23 protein-coding genes are annotated in these 12,584 nt (G+C 37.7%); 4 read left to right on the forward strand and 19 right to left on the reverse strand.

Annotated features, from left to right (window positions below):
- Positions 1-163 precede the first annotated feature (163 nt).
- Positions 164-952: an enoyl-ACP reductase FabI gene (gene fabI, locus B6C99_RS08270; RefSeq protein WP_086359409.1), complete on the forward strand. Its 789-nt coding sequence runs from the start codon at positions 164-166 to the stop codon at positions 950-952.
- A gap of 109 nt (positions 953-1,061) precedes the next feature.
- Here the strand turns inward: fabI and ppnP are convergent, their stop codons facing one another.
- Positions 1,062-1,352, reverse strand: a complete 291-nt coding sequence (gene ppnP, locus B6C99_RS08275) for a pyrimidine/purine nucleoside phosphorylase (RefSeq protein WP_086359410.1) — start codon at positions 1,350-1,352, stop codon at positions 1,062-1,064.
- Between the two features lie 274 nt (positions 1,353-1,626).
- Here ppnP and slyD point away from each other — a divergent pair, with 274 nt between their 5' ends.
- From slyD to B6C99_RS08290, 3 genes are all read left to right on the forward strand, one after another.
- Positions 1,627-2,199, forward strand: coding sequence for a peptidylprolyl isomerase (gene slyD, locus B6C99_RS08280; protein ID WP_086359411.1), 573 nt, complete (start codon positions 1,627-1,629; stop codon positions 2,197-2,199).
- Positions 2,200-2,367: 168 nt separating this feature from the next.
- Positions 2,368-3,039, forward strand: coding sequence for a DNA repair protein RadC (gene radC / locus B6C99_RS08285; RefSeq protein WP_086359412.1), 672 nt, complete (start codon positions 2,368-2,370; stop codon positions 3,037-3,039).
- A 49-nt stretch (positions 3,040-3,088) separates the two neighbouring features.
- On the forward strand, positions 3,089-3,292 hold the full coding sequence (locus B6C99_RS08290) for a SlyX family protein (RefSeq protein ID WP_086359413.1): 204 nt from the start codon (positions 3,089-3,091) through the stop codon (positions 3,290-3,292).
- Positions 3,293-3,582: 290 nt separating this feature from the next.
- Here B6C99_RS08290 and rplQ read toward each other — a convergent pair whose 3' ends face one another.
- From rplQ to rpsQ, 18 genes are all read right to left on the reverse strand, one after another.
- Entirely contained in the window at positions 3,583-3,969 is a 387-nt protein-coding gene (rplQ, locus tag B6C99_RS08295; RefSeq protein ID WP_034884211.1) for a 50S ribosomal protein L17, read from the reverse strand.
- A gap of 29 nt (positions 3,970-3,998) precedes the next feature.
- On the reverse strand, positions 3,999-4,988 hold the full coding sequence (rpoA, locus tag B6C99_RS08300; protein WP_086359414.1) for a DNA-directed RNA polymerase subunit alpha: 990 nt from the start codon (positions 4,986-4,988) through the stop codon (positions 3,999-4,001).
- Between the two features lie 25 nt (positions 4,989-5,013).
- Complete coding sequence (gene rpsD / locus B6C99_RS08305) at positions 5,014-5,634, reverse strand: 30S ribosomal protein S4 (protein WP_065577881.1); 621 nt, start codon at positions 5,632-5,634, stop codon at positions 5,014-5,016.
- Positions 5,635-5,680: 46 nt separating this feature from the next.
- Entirely contained in the window at positions 5,681-6,070 is a 390-nt protein-coding gene (rpsK, locus tag B6C99_RS08310) for a 30S ribosomal protein S11 (RefSeq protein ID WP_025314405.1), read from the reverse strand.
- 15 nt (positions 6,071-6,085) lie between these two features.
- Complete coding sequence (gene rpsM, locus B6C99_RS08315) at positions 6,086-6,442, reverse strand: 30S ribosomal protein S13 (RefSeq protein ID WP_034884217.1); 357 nt, start codon at positions 6,440-6,442, stop codon at positions 6,086-6,088.
- A 170-nt stretch (positions 6,443-6,612) separates the two neighbouring features.
- Positions 6,613-6,726 (reverse strand): 50S ribosomal protein L36, encoded by a 114-nt coding sequence (gene rpmJ, locus B6C99_RS08320; protein WP_034884218.1) that lies wholly within the window; start codon positions 6,724-6,726, stop codon positions 6,613-6,615.
- Between the two features lie 26 nt (positions 6,727-6,752).
- Entirely contained in the window at positions 6,753-8,090 is a 1,338-nt protein-coding gene (secY, locus tag B6C99_RS08325; protein ID WP_086359415.1) for a preprotein translocase subunit SecY, read from the reverse strand.
- An 8-nt stretch (positions 8,091-8,098) separates the two neighbouring features.
- Positions 8,099-8,533 (reverse strand): 50S ribosomal protein L15, encoded by a 435-nt coding sequence (gene rplO / locus B6C99_RS08330; RefSeq protein ID WP_086359416.1) that lies wholly within the window; start codon positions 8,531-8,533, stop codon positions 8,099-8,101.
- A 5-nt stretch (positions 8,534-8,538) separates the two neighbouring features.
- Positions 8,539-8,718: a 50S ribosomal protein L30 gene (gene rpmD, locus B6C99_RS08335; RefSeq protein WP_025314400.1), complete on the reverse strand. Its 180-nt coding sequence runs from the start codon at positions 8,716-8,718 to the stop codon at positions 8,539-8,541.
- A 6-nt stretch (positions 8,719-8,724) separates the two neighbouring features.
- On the reverse strand, positions 8,725-9,225 hold the full coding sequence (rpsE, locus tag B6C99_RS08340) for a 30S ribosomal protein S5 (protein WP_025314399.1): 501 nt from the start codon (positions 9,223-9,225) through the stop codon (positions 8,725-8,727).
- 14 nt (positions 9,226-9,239) lie between these two features.
- Entirely contained in the window at positions 9,240-9,593 is a 354-nt protein-coding gene (gene rplR, locus B6C99_RS08345) for a 50S ribosomal protein L18 (RefSeq protein ID WP_086359417.1), read from the reverse strand.
- A 9-nt stretch (positions 9,594-9,602) separates the two neighbouring features.
- Entirely contained in the window at positions 9,603-10,136 is a 534-nt protein-coding gene (gene rplF, locus B6C99_RS08350; RefSeq protein WP_086359418.1) for a 50S ribosomal protein L6, read from the reverse strand.
- An 11-nt stretch (positions 10,137-10,147) separates the two neighbouring features.
- The gene (gene rpsH / locus B6C99_RS08355; RefSeq protein ID WP_034902370.1) at positions 10,148-10,540 is read right to left on the reverse strand and encodes a 30S ribosomal protein S8; all 393 of its coding nucleotides are present in this window, start codon (positions 10,538-10,540) and stop codon (positions 10,148-10,150) included.
- Between the two features lie 17 nt (positions 10,541-10,557).
- Complete coding sequence (gene rpsN, locus B6C99_RS08360; protein WP_065634459.1) at positions 10,558-10,863, reverse strand: 30S ribosomal protein S14; 306 nt, start codon at positions 10,861-10,863, stop codon at positions 10,558-10,560.
- A gap of 11 nt (positions 10,864-10,874) precedes the next feature.
- Entirely contained in the window at positions 10,875-11,414 is a 540-nt protein-coding gene (rplE, locus tag B6C99_RS08365) for a 50S ribosomal protein L5 (RefSeq protein ID WP_025314394.1), read from the reverse strand.
- A gap of 17 nt (positions 11,415-11,431) precedes the next feature.
- Positions 11,432-11,746: a 50S ribosomal protein L24 gene (gene rplX / locus B6C99_RS08370; protein ID WP_065651344.1), complete on the reverse strand. Its 315-nt coding sequence runs from the start codon at positions 11,744-11,746 to the stop codon at positions 11,432-11,434.
- Between the two features lie 10 nt (positions 11,747-11,756).
- Positions 11,757-12,128 carry a 50S ribosomal protein L14 gene (gene rplN, locus B6C99_RS08375; RefSeq protein ID WP_025314392.1) on the reverse strand — a complete coding sequence of 124 codons (372 nt, stop codon included), beginning with the start codon at positions 12,126-12,128 and terminating at the stop codon, positions 11,757-11,759.
- Between the two features lie 195 nt (positions 12,129-12,323).
- Positions 12,324-12,584 carry a 30S ribosomal protein S17 gene (rpsQ, locus tag B6C99_RS08380; protein ID WP_025314391.1) on the reverse strand — a complete coding sequence of 87 codons (261 nt, stop codon included), beginning with the start codon at positions 12,582-12,584 and terminating at the stop codon, positions 12,324-12,326.

Here is a 12,584-nt window from a genome sequence, read left to right on the forward strand (position 1 = left end):
TTGAGTATTATAGTCAACTATTAACACAATAAACAACTTCTTTTTTAGAAATAAAATGACAATTAAATAGGTAAAAATAAATTTATAGTAGCGAAGTTAACTATATCAACATATAATCATCAGCATTCTATACTTTATAGTAAAAATATTAGAGGAATAATTTATGGGATTTTTAACAGGTAAACGCATTCTGGTTACCGGCGTTGCAAGCAACCGTTCTATCGCTTATGGTATTGCAAAAGCAATGCATCGAGAAGGCGCTGAATTAGCTTTTACTTATCAAAGCGAAAAATTAAAAAGCCGCGTTGAAGAATTTGCTGCTGATTTTAATTCTAAAATCGTTTTACCTTGCGATGTGGCACATGATGACAGTATCACATCATTATTTACTGAGTTAGCAAAAACATGGGATAAATTTGATGGTTTTGTACACGCTATTGCTTTTGCGCCAGGAGATCAATTAGATGGTGACTATATTAATGCTGTAACGCGTGAAGGTTTTGCAATTGCCCACGATATCAGTTCTTATAGCTTTGTTGCGATGGCTAAAGCTTGTCGTTCAATGCTTAATCCTAATTCAGCATTAGTTACTCTTTCTTACCTAGGTGCTGAACGTGCAATTCCTAACTATAATGTTATGGGTCTTGCTAAAGCATCTTTAGAAGCAAATGTACGTTATATGGCAAATGCAATGGGACCTGAAGGTATACGTGTAAATGCGATTTCAGCTGGTCCTATTCGTACTTTAGCTGCATCAGGTATTAAAGATTTTAAAAAGATGTTATCACATTGTGAATCAGTTACCCCTATTCGTCGTACAGTAACCATCGAAGATGTGGGTAATTCAGCAGCATTCTTATGTTCGAACCTATCTTCAGGTATTACCGGTGAAGTTATTCATGTAGATGGTGGGTTTAGCATCGCTGCTATGAATGAATTAGAACTTAAATGATTGAGTAGAACATTTTTATAAAGGGCTAATTGTAAAATTGGCCCTTTTTATTACATCAATGCAGATATTTCAACGAATATATTCTTTAGTTTAATTTTAAATATCATTGCTATTTTGCCAAATATCGACATAAATAAGCCGTCGGTTCGACAACCTGCACATCAAATTGGCTTTCTTTGGCCACATGAAAAACTTGTCCAGCTTCAAATATTTGCCAATCATTTGCCGTAGGCAATAACACTTTAAGTGAACCGGTTATGACGGTCATTTCCTCTGGATTATCAGTATTAAAAATATATTCACCTGGCAACATCACGCCAACAGAGACTTTACCGGTAGAACCATTTTCAAAGCCGATAGATTTCACTTTCCCTTCAAAATAATCATTAACTTTCAACATAAAATCCCCCTTTCCTTACTATTTTTAGTCATTAGCAATAATTTAATATTAGTTACAATAAAGTATTGTGTAAAATTAACGCTATCAGCTTAATTGATTTCAACTAGCTATCCAACTATTATTTACCAATTAAAATTGGTCTCTTGAAACAAAAGCACTTCAAAAAATAAAACATTAGCAAAACTTGTTAAAATAGGAAAAAATAGCATACAGATGGATTTTTTTCCGTTAAAATCTAACACTATTTGCTCGGTAACAGTTTGTTGGAGAAAACATGAAAATAGCAAAAAACACAGTGGTAAGTTTAGCATATCAAGTTCGTACTAAAGATGGTGTTTTAGTTGATGAAGCAACAACAGTTGCACCACTCGAATATCTACACGGTGCAGGAAACTTATTACAAGATCTTGAAAATTCCTTAGAAGGCCATCAAGTTGGTGATAAATTTGACGTTGAACTAGTCAATCCTTATGGTGATTTTAATGATGCACTAGTACAAAATGTGCCACGTGACGTTTTTGTTGGTGTTGACGAACTTGAAGTCGGTATGCGTTTTTTTGCTGACACTGATCAAGGCTCTTTACCTGTTGAAATTACTGCAATTGATGGCGATAGTGTAACTATCGATGGAAATCATATGCTGGCAGGCCAAGATCTAAATTTCAATGTCGAAGTATTGGCAATTCGTGAAGCAACACCAGATGAAATATCGCATGGACATATTCATGGTGCACACGGTCACGACCATGGGCATGGTGGCTGCGGTTGTGGCGGACATGACCATGATGAAGATGAAGAAGAAAGAGGTTGTTGTGGCGGTGGTCACGGCGGATGTGGCTGTCATTAATTTTTTTCGAATAAATAACCAGTTAAAAAGCGCTAACAAGCGCTTTTTTATTTGCTGTAAAAATAATTTTATTACTGCGAGCTTGTTCACAACGTTATATATCTCTACTTATTATTTTTCACAAGTCAGCTAATAATCACATTTTGTGTGAATAACAAGAATCCAATTATGCCAGAAAAAAAAACTACCTTAATGCCCCGAGAAAAATTATTACTATTTGGTGTCGAAACACTATCTGATGCGGAATTACTCGCCCTTTTCTTGCGCACAGGTATACGTAATTTACCTGTCCTAGATTTATCGCAAAAATTATTAAATGAATTTGGCTCATTTTATCATTTAATAAATGCTAGCCACGACGAATTTTGTAAAAAGCAAGGTCTTGGAACTGCAAAATATACTCAATTAAAAGCGGTTGTTGAACTTTCTAATCGTTATTTGAAAGTTAAAATAAGCCATGAAAATTACTTAACATCACCAAGCTTGACCCATCATTACCTAGCTAGTCGCTTAATGGATAAAGATCGTGAAATTTTTATGGTGATATTTTTAGACAATCAGCATCATGTCATTACTTCTGAAGAGATGTTTGTTGGAACCTATAATTGTGTAGAGGTTCATCCGAGAGAAGTAGCTAGACGGGCATTACAACACAATGCAGCAGCATTAATTTTAGCTCATAATCATCCATCAGGATTGGCTGAACCAAGTCAAGCTGACCGGATATTAACAAAGAAAATTGAACAAGTTTGTGAATTAATAGATGTTCGCATTGTTGATCACCTTGTGATTGGTAAGGGAGAGTATGTTTCTTTTGCAGAACGAGGATGGATTTTATAATTACTTTTACTTACAATATAAAATTACTAAACCAATTAATGAATAAACTATGAACCAACAACTGGAATTATTAGAAACTAAAGTCGCATTCCAAGAAATGACCATTGATGAACTCAATCAGATGGTTGTTAATCTTCAAGCAGATATCAGCAAACTTAAAGAACAATTAATGTTATTGTCACAAAAGTTACAGGCAACACAAACCTCAAATATTGCTAATTTATCAGAAGAAACACCGCCTCCTCATTATTAACTACGAGTTTATTAATTCGAGGGACTCTAAAATCTACTTTTTACCAATAAAATTATACTCTCGATAAGAAAGCAGAGAAATTAAAATCAAGAAGCAACTAATCCATTTTGTCCATGGCGCATAGGTTCAAAATAAACAATTACGCCAGCCAAAGTTGTAAATACCGGCTCTAAAATCATGATTATTGCAAAGCAAATCGTAAAATTGTAATAATAAAAATACTCAATTAGGTAATATCTAGATAATAAAAAACCGGCTAAATAGCCGGTTTTAATTTAAGCTTTAATTATTTATTCAGCTGCTGCTTCTGCTTCTACTGCAGGGCGATCAACTAATTCAATATAAGCCATTGGAGCATTATCTCCATCACGGAAACCACATTTTAAAATGCGAACATAACCACCTGGACGGGTAGCAAAACGTGGGCCTAAATCAGAAAATAATTTTTTTACTGTATCTTTATCACGGATACGAGCGAAAGCCAGACGGCGATTAGCTACGCTATCGCTTTTAGCTAGCGTAATTAACGGCTCAACGACACGACGCAACTCTTTTGCTTTAGGCAATGTTGTTTTGATAATTTCATGTTCAACTAATGAACTTGTCATATTACGAAACATCGCTTGACGATGGCTGCTATTTCGGTTCAGTTGACGACCACTTTTACGATGGCGCATAACTTTATCCTTCTTATATAAATTTTATCTTAGTCTTCAACAATACTTGCTGGTGGCCAATTCTCAAGACGCATGCCTAAAGATAAACCACGAGATGCGAGCACATCCTTAATTTCGGTAAGAGATTTTTTACCAAGATTAGGGGTTTTAAGTAACTCAACTTCGGTACGTTGCACTAAATCACCAATATAATGAACTGCTTCTGCTTTTAAGCAATTAGCAGACCGAACAGTTAATTCCAAATCATCTACTGGACGTAAAAGAATTGGATCAAATTCCGGTTTATCTTCTTTGACTTCTGGTTGACGTACATCACGTAAATCAACAAAAGCTTCAAGTTGTTCAGCCAAAATAGTAGATGCACGACGAATAGATTCTTCTGGATCGATGGTACCATTAGTTTCCATATCGATAACAAGTTTATCTAAATCGGTACGTTGTTCCACACGAGCAGCATCGACCGAATAGGCGATACGCTCAACTGGACTATAACATGCATCAACTAATAGACGACCAATAGGTCGCTCTTCATCTTCTGACTTAACTCGAGCAGAAGCAGGGACATAACCACGCCCTCGTTGCACACGAATACGCATACTAATTGCAGCATTGGCATCAGTAAGATGACAAATTACTAAATCAGGATTAACAATTTCTACATCACCATCGTGAGTAATATCTGATGCAGTTACAGCACCAATACCTGATTTATTTAAAGTCAGCATAACATCATCTTTGGTATGTACACGAACTGCTAATTTTTTCAAATTAAGCAGAATATCAAGCACATCTTCTTGAACGCCTTCTTTAGTACTATACTCATGCAGAACACCGTCAATTTCAACTTCGGTCACTGCATATCCCGGCATAGATGATAATAAAATGCGGCGTAGTGCATTACCTAAAGTATGTCCAAAACCACGCTCAAGTGGCTCTAAAGTCACTTTTGCATGAGTTGGGCTGTATTGAACAACGTCAACTAGGTGAGGTTTTAAAAACTCTGTTACAGAACCCTGCATTATGTCCTCTCTTAAGTGCTAAACTTTACTTAGAGTAAAGTTCGACGATCAAATGTTCGTTGATGTCAGCAGATAAATCTGAACGTTCTGGTAAGCGTTTAAACACACCTTCCATTTTGCTAGCATCAACTTCTAACCATGTTGGTTTTTCACGTTGTTCAGCTAACTCTAAAGCGGCTTTAATACGTGCTTGTTTTTTTGATTTTTCGCGAACACTAATAACATCTTCAGGTGAAACTTGATAAGATGCAATATTCACAACGTGACCATTAACAAGAACAGCTTTATGACTAACTAATTGACGAGCTTCAGCACGAGTTGCACCAAATCCCATACGATAAACAACGTTATCTAAGCGACGTTCTAAAAGAGCAAGTAGGTTTTCACCAGTGTTACCTTTAATACGTGCTGCATTTTTGTAGTAATTACGGAATTGACGCTCTAGAATTCCATAAATACGTCTAACTTTTTGTTTTTCGCGTAACTGAACACCATAATCTGATAAACGCGGTTTACGCGCACCATGTTGTCCAGGAGCTTGTTCTAACTTACATTTACTATCAACCGCTCGGACACCAGACTTAAGGAATAAATCTGTACCTTCACGACGACTTAATTTGAGTTTTGGTCCCAAATATCTTGCCATTTTTTTTCTCCAATAATCCTATAAACATTCAATGTTTAATAAAAAATTAAACACGACGTTTCTTTGGTGGACGACAACCGTTATGAGGAATCGGAGTAACATCAGTAATATTAGTGATGCGATAACCCGCTGCATTTAATGCACGAATTGTTGACTCACGACCAGGACCAGGTCCTTTAACCATAACTTCCAGATTCTTAATTCCGTAGTCTTTTACAGCTTCGGCACAACGTTCTGCTGCTACTTGAGCTGCAAAAGGTGTTGATTTACGAGAGCCACGGAAACCAGAACCACCAGCGGTTGCCCAACCCAACGCATTACCTTGACGATCGGTAATTGTTACGATTGTATTGTTAAATGATGCATGAATATGAGCTATACCATCAGAAACTTGCTTTTTAACACGTTTACGTGTACGAACAGGTGTCTTTGCCATTTATTATCACCTCAATTATTTCTTGATTGGCTTACGCGGGCCCTTACGGGTACGAGCGTTAGTCTTTGTGCGTTGACCACGGACAGGAAGTCCACGACGATGACGCACACCACGATAACAACCAAGGTCTAATAAACGCTTGATACTCATAGTTACTTCACGACGTAAATCACCTTCAACAGTGAATTTAGCGACTTGTTCACGTAACTTTTCAATCTGATCTTCAGATAGTTCTCTGATCTTAACATGTTCAGGAATACCAGCTTCAGCACAAATTGTCTTAGCGCGAGTATTACCGATACCATAAATTGCTTGTAATGCAATCACAGTATGTTGTTGATCAGGAATGTTAATGCCTGCTATACGGGCCACTATGCACTCCTTTATTATTAACGTTCAGCAAATCCACCATACTGAAAAGCCCGTTTTCAGGATACTCAAACAGTGGATCTACAAAAAAATTTTAGGCTGGCTATTCTAGCCAGCTTTACTATACTTTGGCAAGTAAAATATGCAAAGTTCAATTTCAAAGTTAAATAATATTAACCTTGACGTTGTTTGTGTTTACCTTCAATGCAAATAACACGAACAATGCCATTGCGTTTGATGATTTTACAATTTCTGCATAATTTCTTGACTGAAGCACGAACTTTCATTTTTTTCTCCGTAACTTCTAGCTAACTTATCGGCCATAACCTTTAAGATTCGCTTTCTTTAACACTGACTCATAACGATTTGGCATCATTAGAGTCTGTACTTGTGCCATAAAATCCATGATTACAACAACTACAATTAATAATGATGTTCCACCAAATTGCACAGGAACTTTCATTGCATTTGTCATAAACATTGGTACCAAACATACAAAAGTAATGTAAATAGCGCCAATTAGCGTTAAACGTGTCATTACTTTGTCAATATACTTCGATGTTTGTTCACCTGGACGGATACCTGGAATAAATGCACCAGATTTTTTCAACTGATCTGCTGTCTCTCTAGGATTAAAAACCAATGCTGTATAAAAGAAACAGAAGAAAATAATAGCAGCTGCAAAAAAGATTATGTATAACGGCTGATCATGAGAAAAATATTGTCCAATTAGAACAAAGATGTATCTCCATCCTTCACCATTACCTTGAAACCAAGAAGCCATCATTGATGGTAACATAATTATTGTTGAAGCAAATATTGCAGGAATAACACCTGCCATATTAATTTTTAATGGTAAATGAGTACTTTGTGCGGCATACACACGACGACCTTGTTGTCTTTGAGCATAATTAACAACGATACGTCGCTGACCACGTTCAACAAAAACAACAAAATAAGTCACTCCAACCACTAATGCTGCAATTACTAATAATAAAATCGGATGCAAATTACCAGAACGAGCTTGTTCAATTGTTTCATATATAGCATGAGGAAGGCTTGCCACAATACCAGCAAAGATAATGATTGAAATACCATTACCTACACCGCGTTCTGTAATTTGCTCACCCAACCACATAAGAAACATAGTGCCAGTAACTAAGCTAATCGATGCAATAAAATAGAAAGAAAATCCTGGGTTAATAACAACATGACTATAACCAGGAATATTCGGTAAACCAGTCGCAATACCAACTGCTTGTACAAACGCTAAAGCTAATGTGCCATAACGGGTATACTGACTGATTTTTTTACGACCTGATTCACCTTCTTTCTTCAATTCTGCTAATTTAGGATTAATTGCCGTTAATAACTGCACAATAATTGATGAAGATATATAAGGCATTATCCCTAAAGCAAAAATTGAAGCACGGCTTAAAGCACCACCAGAGAACATATTGAACATACCAACAATACCATTAGATGATGCTTGTAGTAAGTCCGATAACGCTTTAGTATCAATACCAGGAACCGGAACGTAAGAACCAAGACGGAAAACAATAAGCGCTAAAAGCACAAATAATAATCGCCTTTTAAGCTCACCACTACCGCCTCGTGTACTTTGAAAATCTAATCCTGGTTGCTTTGCCATCTTTCTAATTATTCCTCAATTTTTCCGCCAGCAGCTTCAATTGCAGCTTTAGCACCTTTAGTTACTCGAATACCACGAACTGTTACTGGTTTTGTAACTTCTCCAGATAACATGATTTTTGCATATTCGATTTGTGAATTAATCACATTAGCAACTTTCAAGCTATTTAGGTCAACAATATCGCCTTCAACTTTCATTAAATCAGAAAGACGAACTTGTGCTGTTACCATAGCTTTACGTGAGGTAAAACCAAATTTTGGTAAACGACGATATAAAGGCATTTGACCACCTTCGAAGCCGCGACGAACGCCGCCACCTGAACGAGATTTTTGACCTTTGATACCACGAGTACCAGTTTTACCTAGTCCAGAACCAATTCCTCGTCCAAGACGCTTAGAAGCATGCTTTGAACCTTCAGCAGGAGATAGAGTATTTAAACGCATTACTATTACTCCTCAACTTTAACCATGTAATAAACTTGGTTTACCATACCGCGGATTGCTGGTGTATCTTCCCGTTCAACAGTATGACCAATTCGACGTAATCCTAAACCAACTAACGTCGCTTTATGCTTCGGTAGACGGCCAATAGAACTACGAGTTTGTGTAATTTTAATTGTCTTTGCCATGGCTAATTACCCCAAAATTTCTTCGACGGTTTTACCACGCTTAGCTGCAACCATTTCTGGAGATTTCATATTTTCTAAGCCATCAATAGTCGCACGAACCACATTTATTGGGTTAGTAGAACCATATGCTTTAGCTAGAACGTTACGAACACCTGCAACTTCTAATACAGCACGCATTGCACCACCGGCGATAATACCTGTACCTTCTGATGCTGGTTGCATGTAAACACGAGAACCTGTATGAGCACCTTTAACTGGATGCTGTAAAGTATCGTTATTTAAAGCAACGTTAATCATATTACGACGTGCTTTTTCCATTGCTTTTTGGATTGCTGCTGGCACTTCACGTGCTTTACCATATCCAAAACCAACGCGGCCATTACCGTCACCAACCACTGTTAGTGCAGAAAAACTAAAAATACGACCACCTTTTACGGTTTTAGAAACTCGGTTAACTGCGATTAGTTTTTCCTGCAGTTCACCAGCTTGTTTTTCGATGTTTGACATCTTTAACTCCTACCTTAGAACTGTAGGCCAGCTTCGCGAGCAGCATCTGCTAGCGCCTGAACTCGACCATGATATTGGAAACCTGAACGATCAAAAGAAACTTCTTTTATATCTTTCGCTAATGCGCGTTCTGCAATTGCTTTACCAACTGCTGCTGCTGCATCTTTATTTCCAGTGTATTTTAAACTTTCACTGATAGCTTTTTCTACTGTTGAAGCCGCTGCCAGTACTTCTGATCCGTTTGGTGCGATAATCTGCGCATAAATATGACGCGGAGTACGGTGAACCACTAAGCGAGTTGCAAGTAGTTCATGCATCTTACGACGCGCTTTAGTTGCACGACGGATACGAGCTGATTTCTTATCCATAGTGTTACCTTACTTTTTCTTAGCTTCTTTAGTACGCACAACTTCATCTGCGTAACGAACACCTTTACCTTTATAAGGTTCAGGACGACGATAAGCACGGATATCGGCAGCTACTTGTCCAATCAACTGTTTATCAGCGCTTTTCAGAATGATTTCAGTTTGTGAAGGACATTCAGCTGTTACACCTGCAGGTAATTGATGATCAATTGGATGTGAATATCCAAGAGATAAACCAATTGTATTACCTTTAACTTGTGCACGATAACCGACACCAACTAGCTGAAGTTTTTTAGTAAAACCTTCAGTAACACCAACTACCATTGCATTAATCAATGCACGAGCTGTACCTGCTTGAGCCCAAGCATCAGCAAAACCGTCACGAGGTGCAAATTTAATTTGACCTTCTTCTTGATTAATTACAACAGCATTATTTATAGTGCGAGATAACTCGCCATTTTTACCTTTAATCGTAATTACCTGACCATTGAGTTTTACCTCTACGCCAGCAGGAACAACGACAGGTGCTTTTGCAACACGAGACATTTTTTTCTCCCTTACGCTACGTAGCAGATAATTTCACCACCAAGGCCTGCTTGGCGTGCTGCACGATCAGTCATAACACCTTTAGAAGTAGAAACAACTGCAATACCTAATCCAGCCATTACTTTTGGTAATTCATCTTTACGTTTATAAATACGTAAACCTGGACGGCTAACACGTTTAATACTTTCTACTACAGCCTTACCTTGGAAATATTTTAAGGTGATTTCCAATTCTGGTTTAGTGTCACCAACTACTTTATAGTCGCCGATATAACCTTCTTCTTTTAGCACATTGGCAATTGCCACTTTTAGCTTAGAGGAAGGCATGGTGACTGCAACTTTATTCGCAGCTTGACCGTTACGAATGCGGGTCAACATATCTGCTATAGGATCTTGCATGCTCATCTATAACACTCCCCTGATTACCAACTTGCCTTTTTAAGACCAGGAATCTCACCACGCATGGCTGATTCACGAACCTTAATACGGCTTAAACCAAACTTACGAAGGACGCCATGAGGACGACCGGTTTGACGACAACGACGACGTTGACGTGATGGACTAGAATCACGAGGAAGCGTTTGCAATTTAAGCACTGCATTCCAACGATCTTCATCTGATGCATTAAGATCAGAGATAATCGCTTTTAATTCTTGACGCTTTGCAAAATATCTTTCTGCTAGCTTTACGCGTTTCTTATCGCGTTCAATCATTGATTGTTTAGCCATTATGCCCTACCTTACTTACGAAATGGGAAGTTAAAGGCAGATAATAAAGCTCGGCCTTCTTCATCAGATTGTGCAGTTGTTGTGATAGTGATATCTAAACCACGAACACGATCAACTTTATCATAATCGATTTCAGGGAAAACGATTTGTTCACGAACACCCATGCTATAGTTACCACGACCATCGAAAGATTTTGCGCTTAAACCACGAAAATCTCGAGTACGAGGAAGAGCAATATAAACTAGACGTTCAAAAAATTCCCACATACGTTCGCCACGTAAAGTGACTTTACAACCAATAGGATACCCTTGACGGATTTTAAAACCAGCAACTGATTTGCGTGCTTTAGTGACTAGTGGTTTTTGACCACTGATTGCTGCTAAATCTGCAACAGCATTATCTAATAATTTCTTATCAGTAATTGCTTCACCCACACCCATATTCAAGGTGATCTTTTCGATCCGAGGGACTTGCATGACAGATTTGTAGCCAAACTGTTCTTGCAGTTTATTTACTACCTGTGCTTTGTAGTAATCATGCAGTTTCGCCATCGTACACTCCAAATTACTTAATTGATTAATTTATTAGTAGACTTATAAAAACGGACTTTTTTACCGTCTTCAAAACGAAAGCCTACGCGATCTGCTTTGCCTGTATCAAGGTTAAAAATTGCTACGTTAGAAACGTTAATTGGCGCTTCTTTCTCAACAATTCCACCTTCTTGATTTAATGCAGGTACTGGTTTTTGGTGTTTTTTCACCAAATTGATACCTTCAACAATCACTTTACCAGTAGACAAAACACTTTTTACTTTACCGCGTTTACCTTTATCTTTACCGGCTAACACGATAACTTCATCTTCTCGACGGATTTTAGCTGCCATTACCCGCTCCTTACAGTACTTCTGGTGCTAATGAAATGATCTTCATAAACTTCTCAGAACGAAGTTCACGAGTGACCGGTCCAAAAATACGCGTACCAATCGGTTGCTCACTGTTATTATTTAAAATAACACAAGCATTGCGATCGAAACGAATGACAGATCCATCAGGACGACGAACACCTTTTCGAGTGCGCACCACCACAGCTTTAAGTACATCACCTTTTTTAACTTTACCACGTGGAATAGCTTCTTTAATGGTAACTTTGATGATATCACCTACCGCTGCATAACGACGATGCGATCCACCGAGAACCTTGATACACATTACGCTACGTGCGCCAGAGTTATCAGCAACATCGAGCCTAGTCTGTTCTTGGATCATTTTAATGCTCCGTATAAATTAATTATTGTCTAATCTACCTTCATCCACCTCAACTACCATGGATAAGAATAGACAACCAAAAACCCACTTACGTGAGGGCGCATAGTATAACACCACTCAAATGAAATGGATAGCATAAAATAAACGGCCGGTAAGCCGTTTATTATATTATGTACAGTTTTTAATCAATAAAGATTAGCTAACTGCTTTTTCAACGATTCGAACAAGAGTCCAAGATTTGGTTTTTGATAATGGACGACACTCTTTGATTTCTACAGTATCACCAATACCACACTCGTTATTTTCATCATGTACATGCAATTTAGTCGTACGTTTAATGAACTTACCATATAACGGATGCTTCACTTTACGTTCAATAGCTACAGTAATAGATTTATCCATTTTGTCGCTAATAACACGACCTTGCTGAGTACGAATTTTTACTTCAGTAGTCAT

It is taken from the genome of Gilliamella sp. N-G2 (assembly GCF_002142215.1).
Classification (GTDB): Bacteria; Pseudomonadota; Gammaproteobacteria; order Enterobacterales; family Orbaceae; genus Gilliamella.

Excerpts from the sequence above, each read along its gene's own strand:
- radC (WP_086359412.1), top strand. The coding sequence starts at position 2,368 with ATGCCAGAAAAAAAAACTACCTTAATGCCCCGAGAAAAATTATTACTA.
- rplR (WP_086359417.1), bottom strand. The coding sequence starts at position 9,593 with ATGGATAAGAAATCAGCTCGTATCCGTCGTGCAACTAAAGCGCGTCGT.
- rpmJ (WP_034884218.1), bottom strand. The coding sequence starts at position 6,726 with ATGAAAGTTCGTGCTTCAGTCAAGAAATTATGCAGAAATTGTAAAATC.
- rplQ (WP_034884211.1), bottom strand. The coding sequence starts at position 3,969 with ATGCGCCATCGTAAAAGTGGTCGTCAACTGAACCGAAATAGCAGCCAT.
- fabI (WP_086359409.1), top strand. The coding sequence starts at position 164 with ATGGGATTTTTAACAGGTAAACGCATTCTGGTTACCGGCGTTGCAAGC.
- rplN (WP_025314392.1), bottom strand. The coding sequence starts at position 12,128 with ATGATCCAAGAACAGACTAGGCTCGATGTTGCTGATAACTCTGGCGCA.
- slyD (WP_086359411.1), top strand. The coding sequence starts at position 1,627 with ATGAAAATAGCAAAAAACACAGTGGTAAGTTTAGCATATCAAGTTCGT.
- ppnP (WP_086359410.1), bottom strand. The coding sequence starts at position 1,352 with ATGTTGAAAGTTAATGATTATTTTGAAGGGAAAGTGAAATCTATCGGC.
- rpsQ (WP_025314391.1), bottom strand. The coding sequence starts at position 12,584 with ATGACTACTGAAGTAAAAATTCGTACTCAGCAAGGTCGTGTTATTAGC.
- rplE (WP_025314394.1), bottom strand. The coding sequence starts at position 11,414 with ATGGCGAAACTGCATGATTACTACAAAGCACAGGTAGTAAATAAACTG.
- rpsD (WP_065577881.1), bottom strand. The coding sequence starts at position 5,634 with ATGGCAAGATATTTGGGACCAAAACTCAAATTAAGTCGTCGTGAAGGT.
- rplX (WP_065651344.1), bottom strand. The coding sequence starts at position 11,746 with ATGGCAGCTAAAATCCGTCGAGAAGATGAAGTTATCGTGTTAGCCGGT.
- rpsN (WP_065634459.1), bottom strand. The coding sequence starts at position 10,863 with ATGGCTAAACAATCAATGATTGAACGCGATAAGAAACGCGTAAAGCTA.
- rplF (WP_086359418.1), bottom strand. The coding sequence starts at position 10,136 with ATGTCTCGTGTTGCAAAAGCACCTGTCGTTGTTCCTGCTGGCGTAGAG.
- B6C99_RS08290 (WP_086359413.1), top strand. The coding sequence starts at position 3,089 with ATGAACCAACAACTGGAATTATTAGAAACTAAAGTCGCATTCCAAGAA.
- rpoA (WP_086359414.1), bottom strand. The coding sequence starts at position 4,988 with ATGCAGGGTTCTGTAACAGAGTTTTTAAAACCTCACCTAGTTGACGTT.
- rplO (WP_086359416.1), bottom strand. The coding sequence starts at position 8,533 with ATGCGTTTAAATACTCTATCTCCTGCTGAAGGTTCAAAGCATGCTTCT.
- rpsE (WP_025314399.1), bottom strand. The coding sequence starts at position 9,225 with ATGTCAAACATCGAAAAACAAGCTGGTGAACTGCAGGAAAAACTAATC.
- rpsH (WP_034902370.1), bottom strand. The coding sequence starts at position 10,540 with ATGAGCATGCAAGATCCTATAGCAGATATGTTGACCCGCATTCGTAAC.
- rpmD (WP_025314400.1), bottom strand. The coding sequence starts at position 8,718 with ATGGCAAAGACAATTAAAATTACACAAACTCGTAGTTCTATTGGCCGT.
- secY (WP_086359415.1), bottom strand. The coding sequence starts at position 8,090 with ATGGCAAAGCAACCAGGATTAGATTTTCAAAGTACACGAGGCGGTAGT.
- rpsK (WP_025314405.1), bottom strand. The coding sequence starts at position 6,070 with ATGGCAAAGACACCTGTTCGTACACGTAAACGTGTTAAAAAGCAAGTT.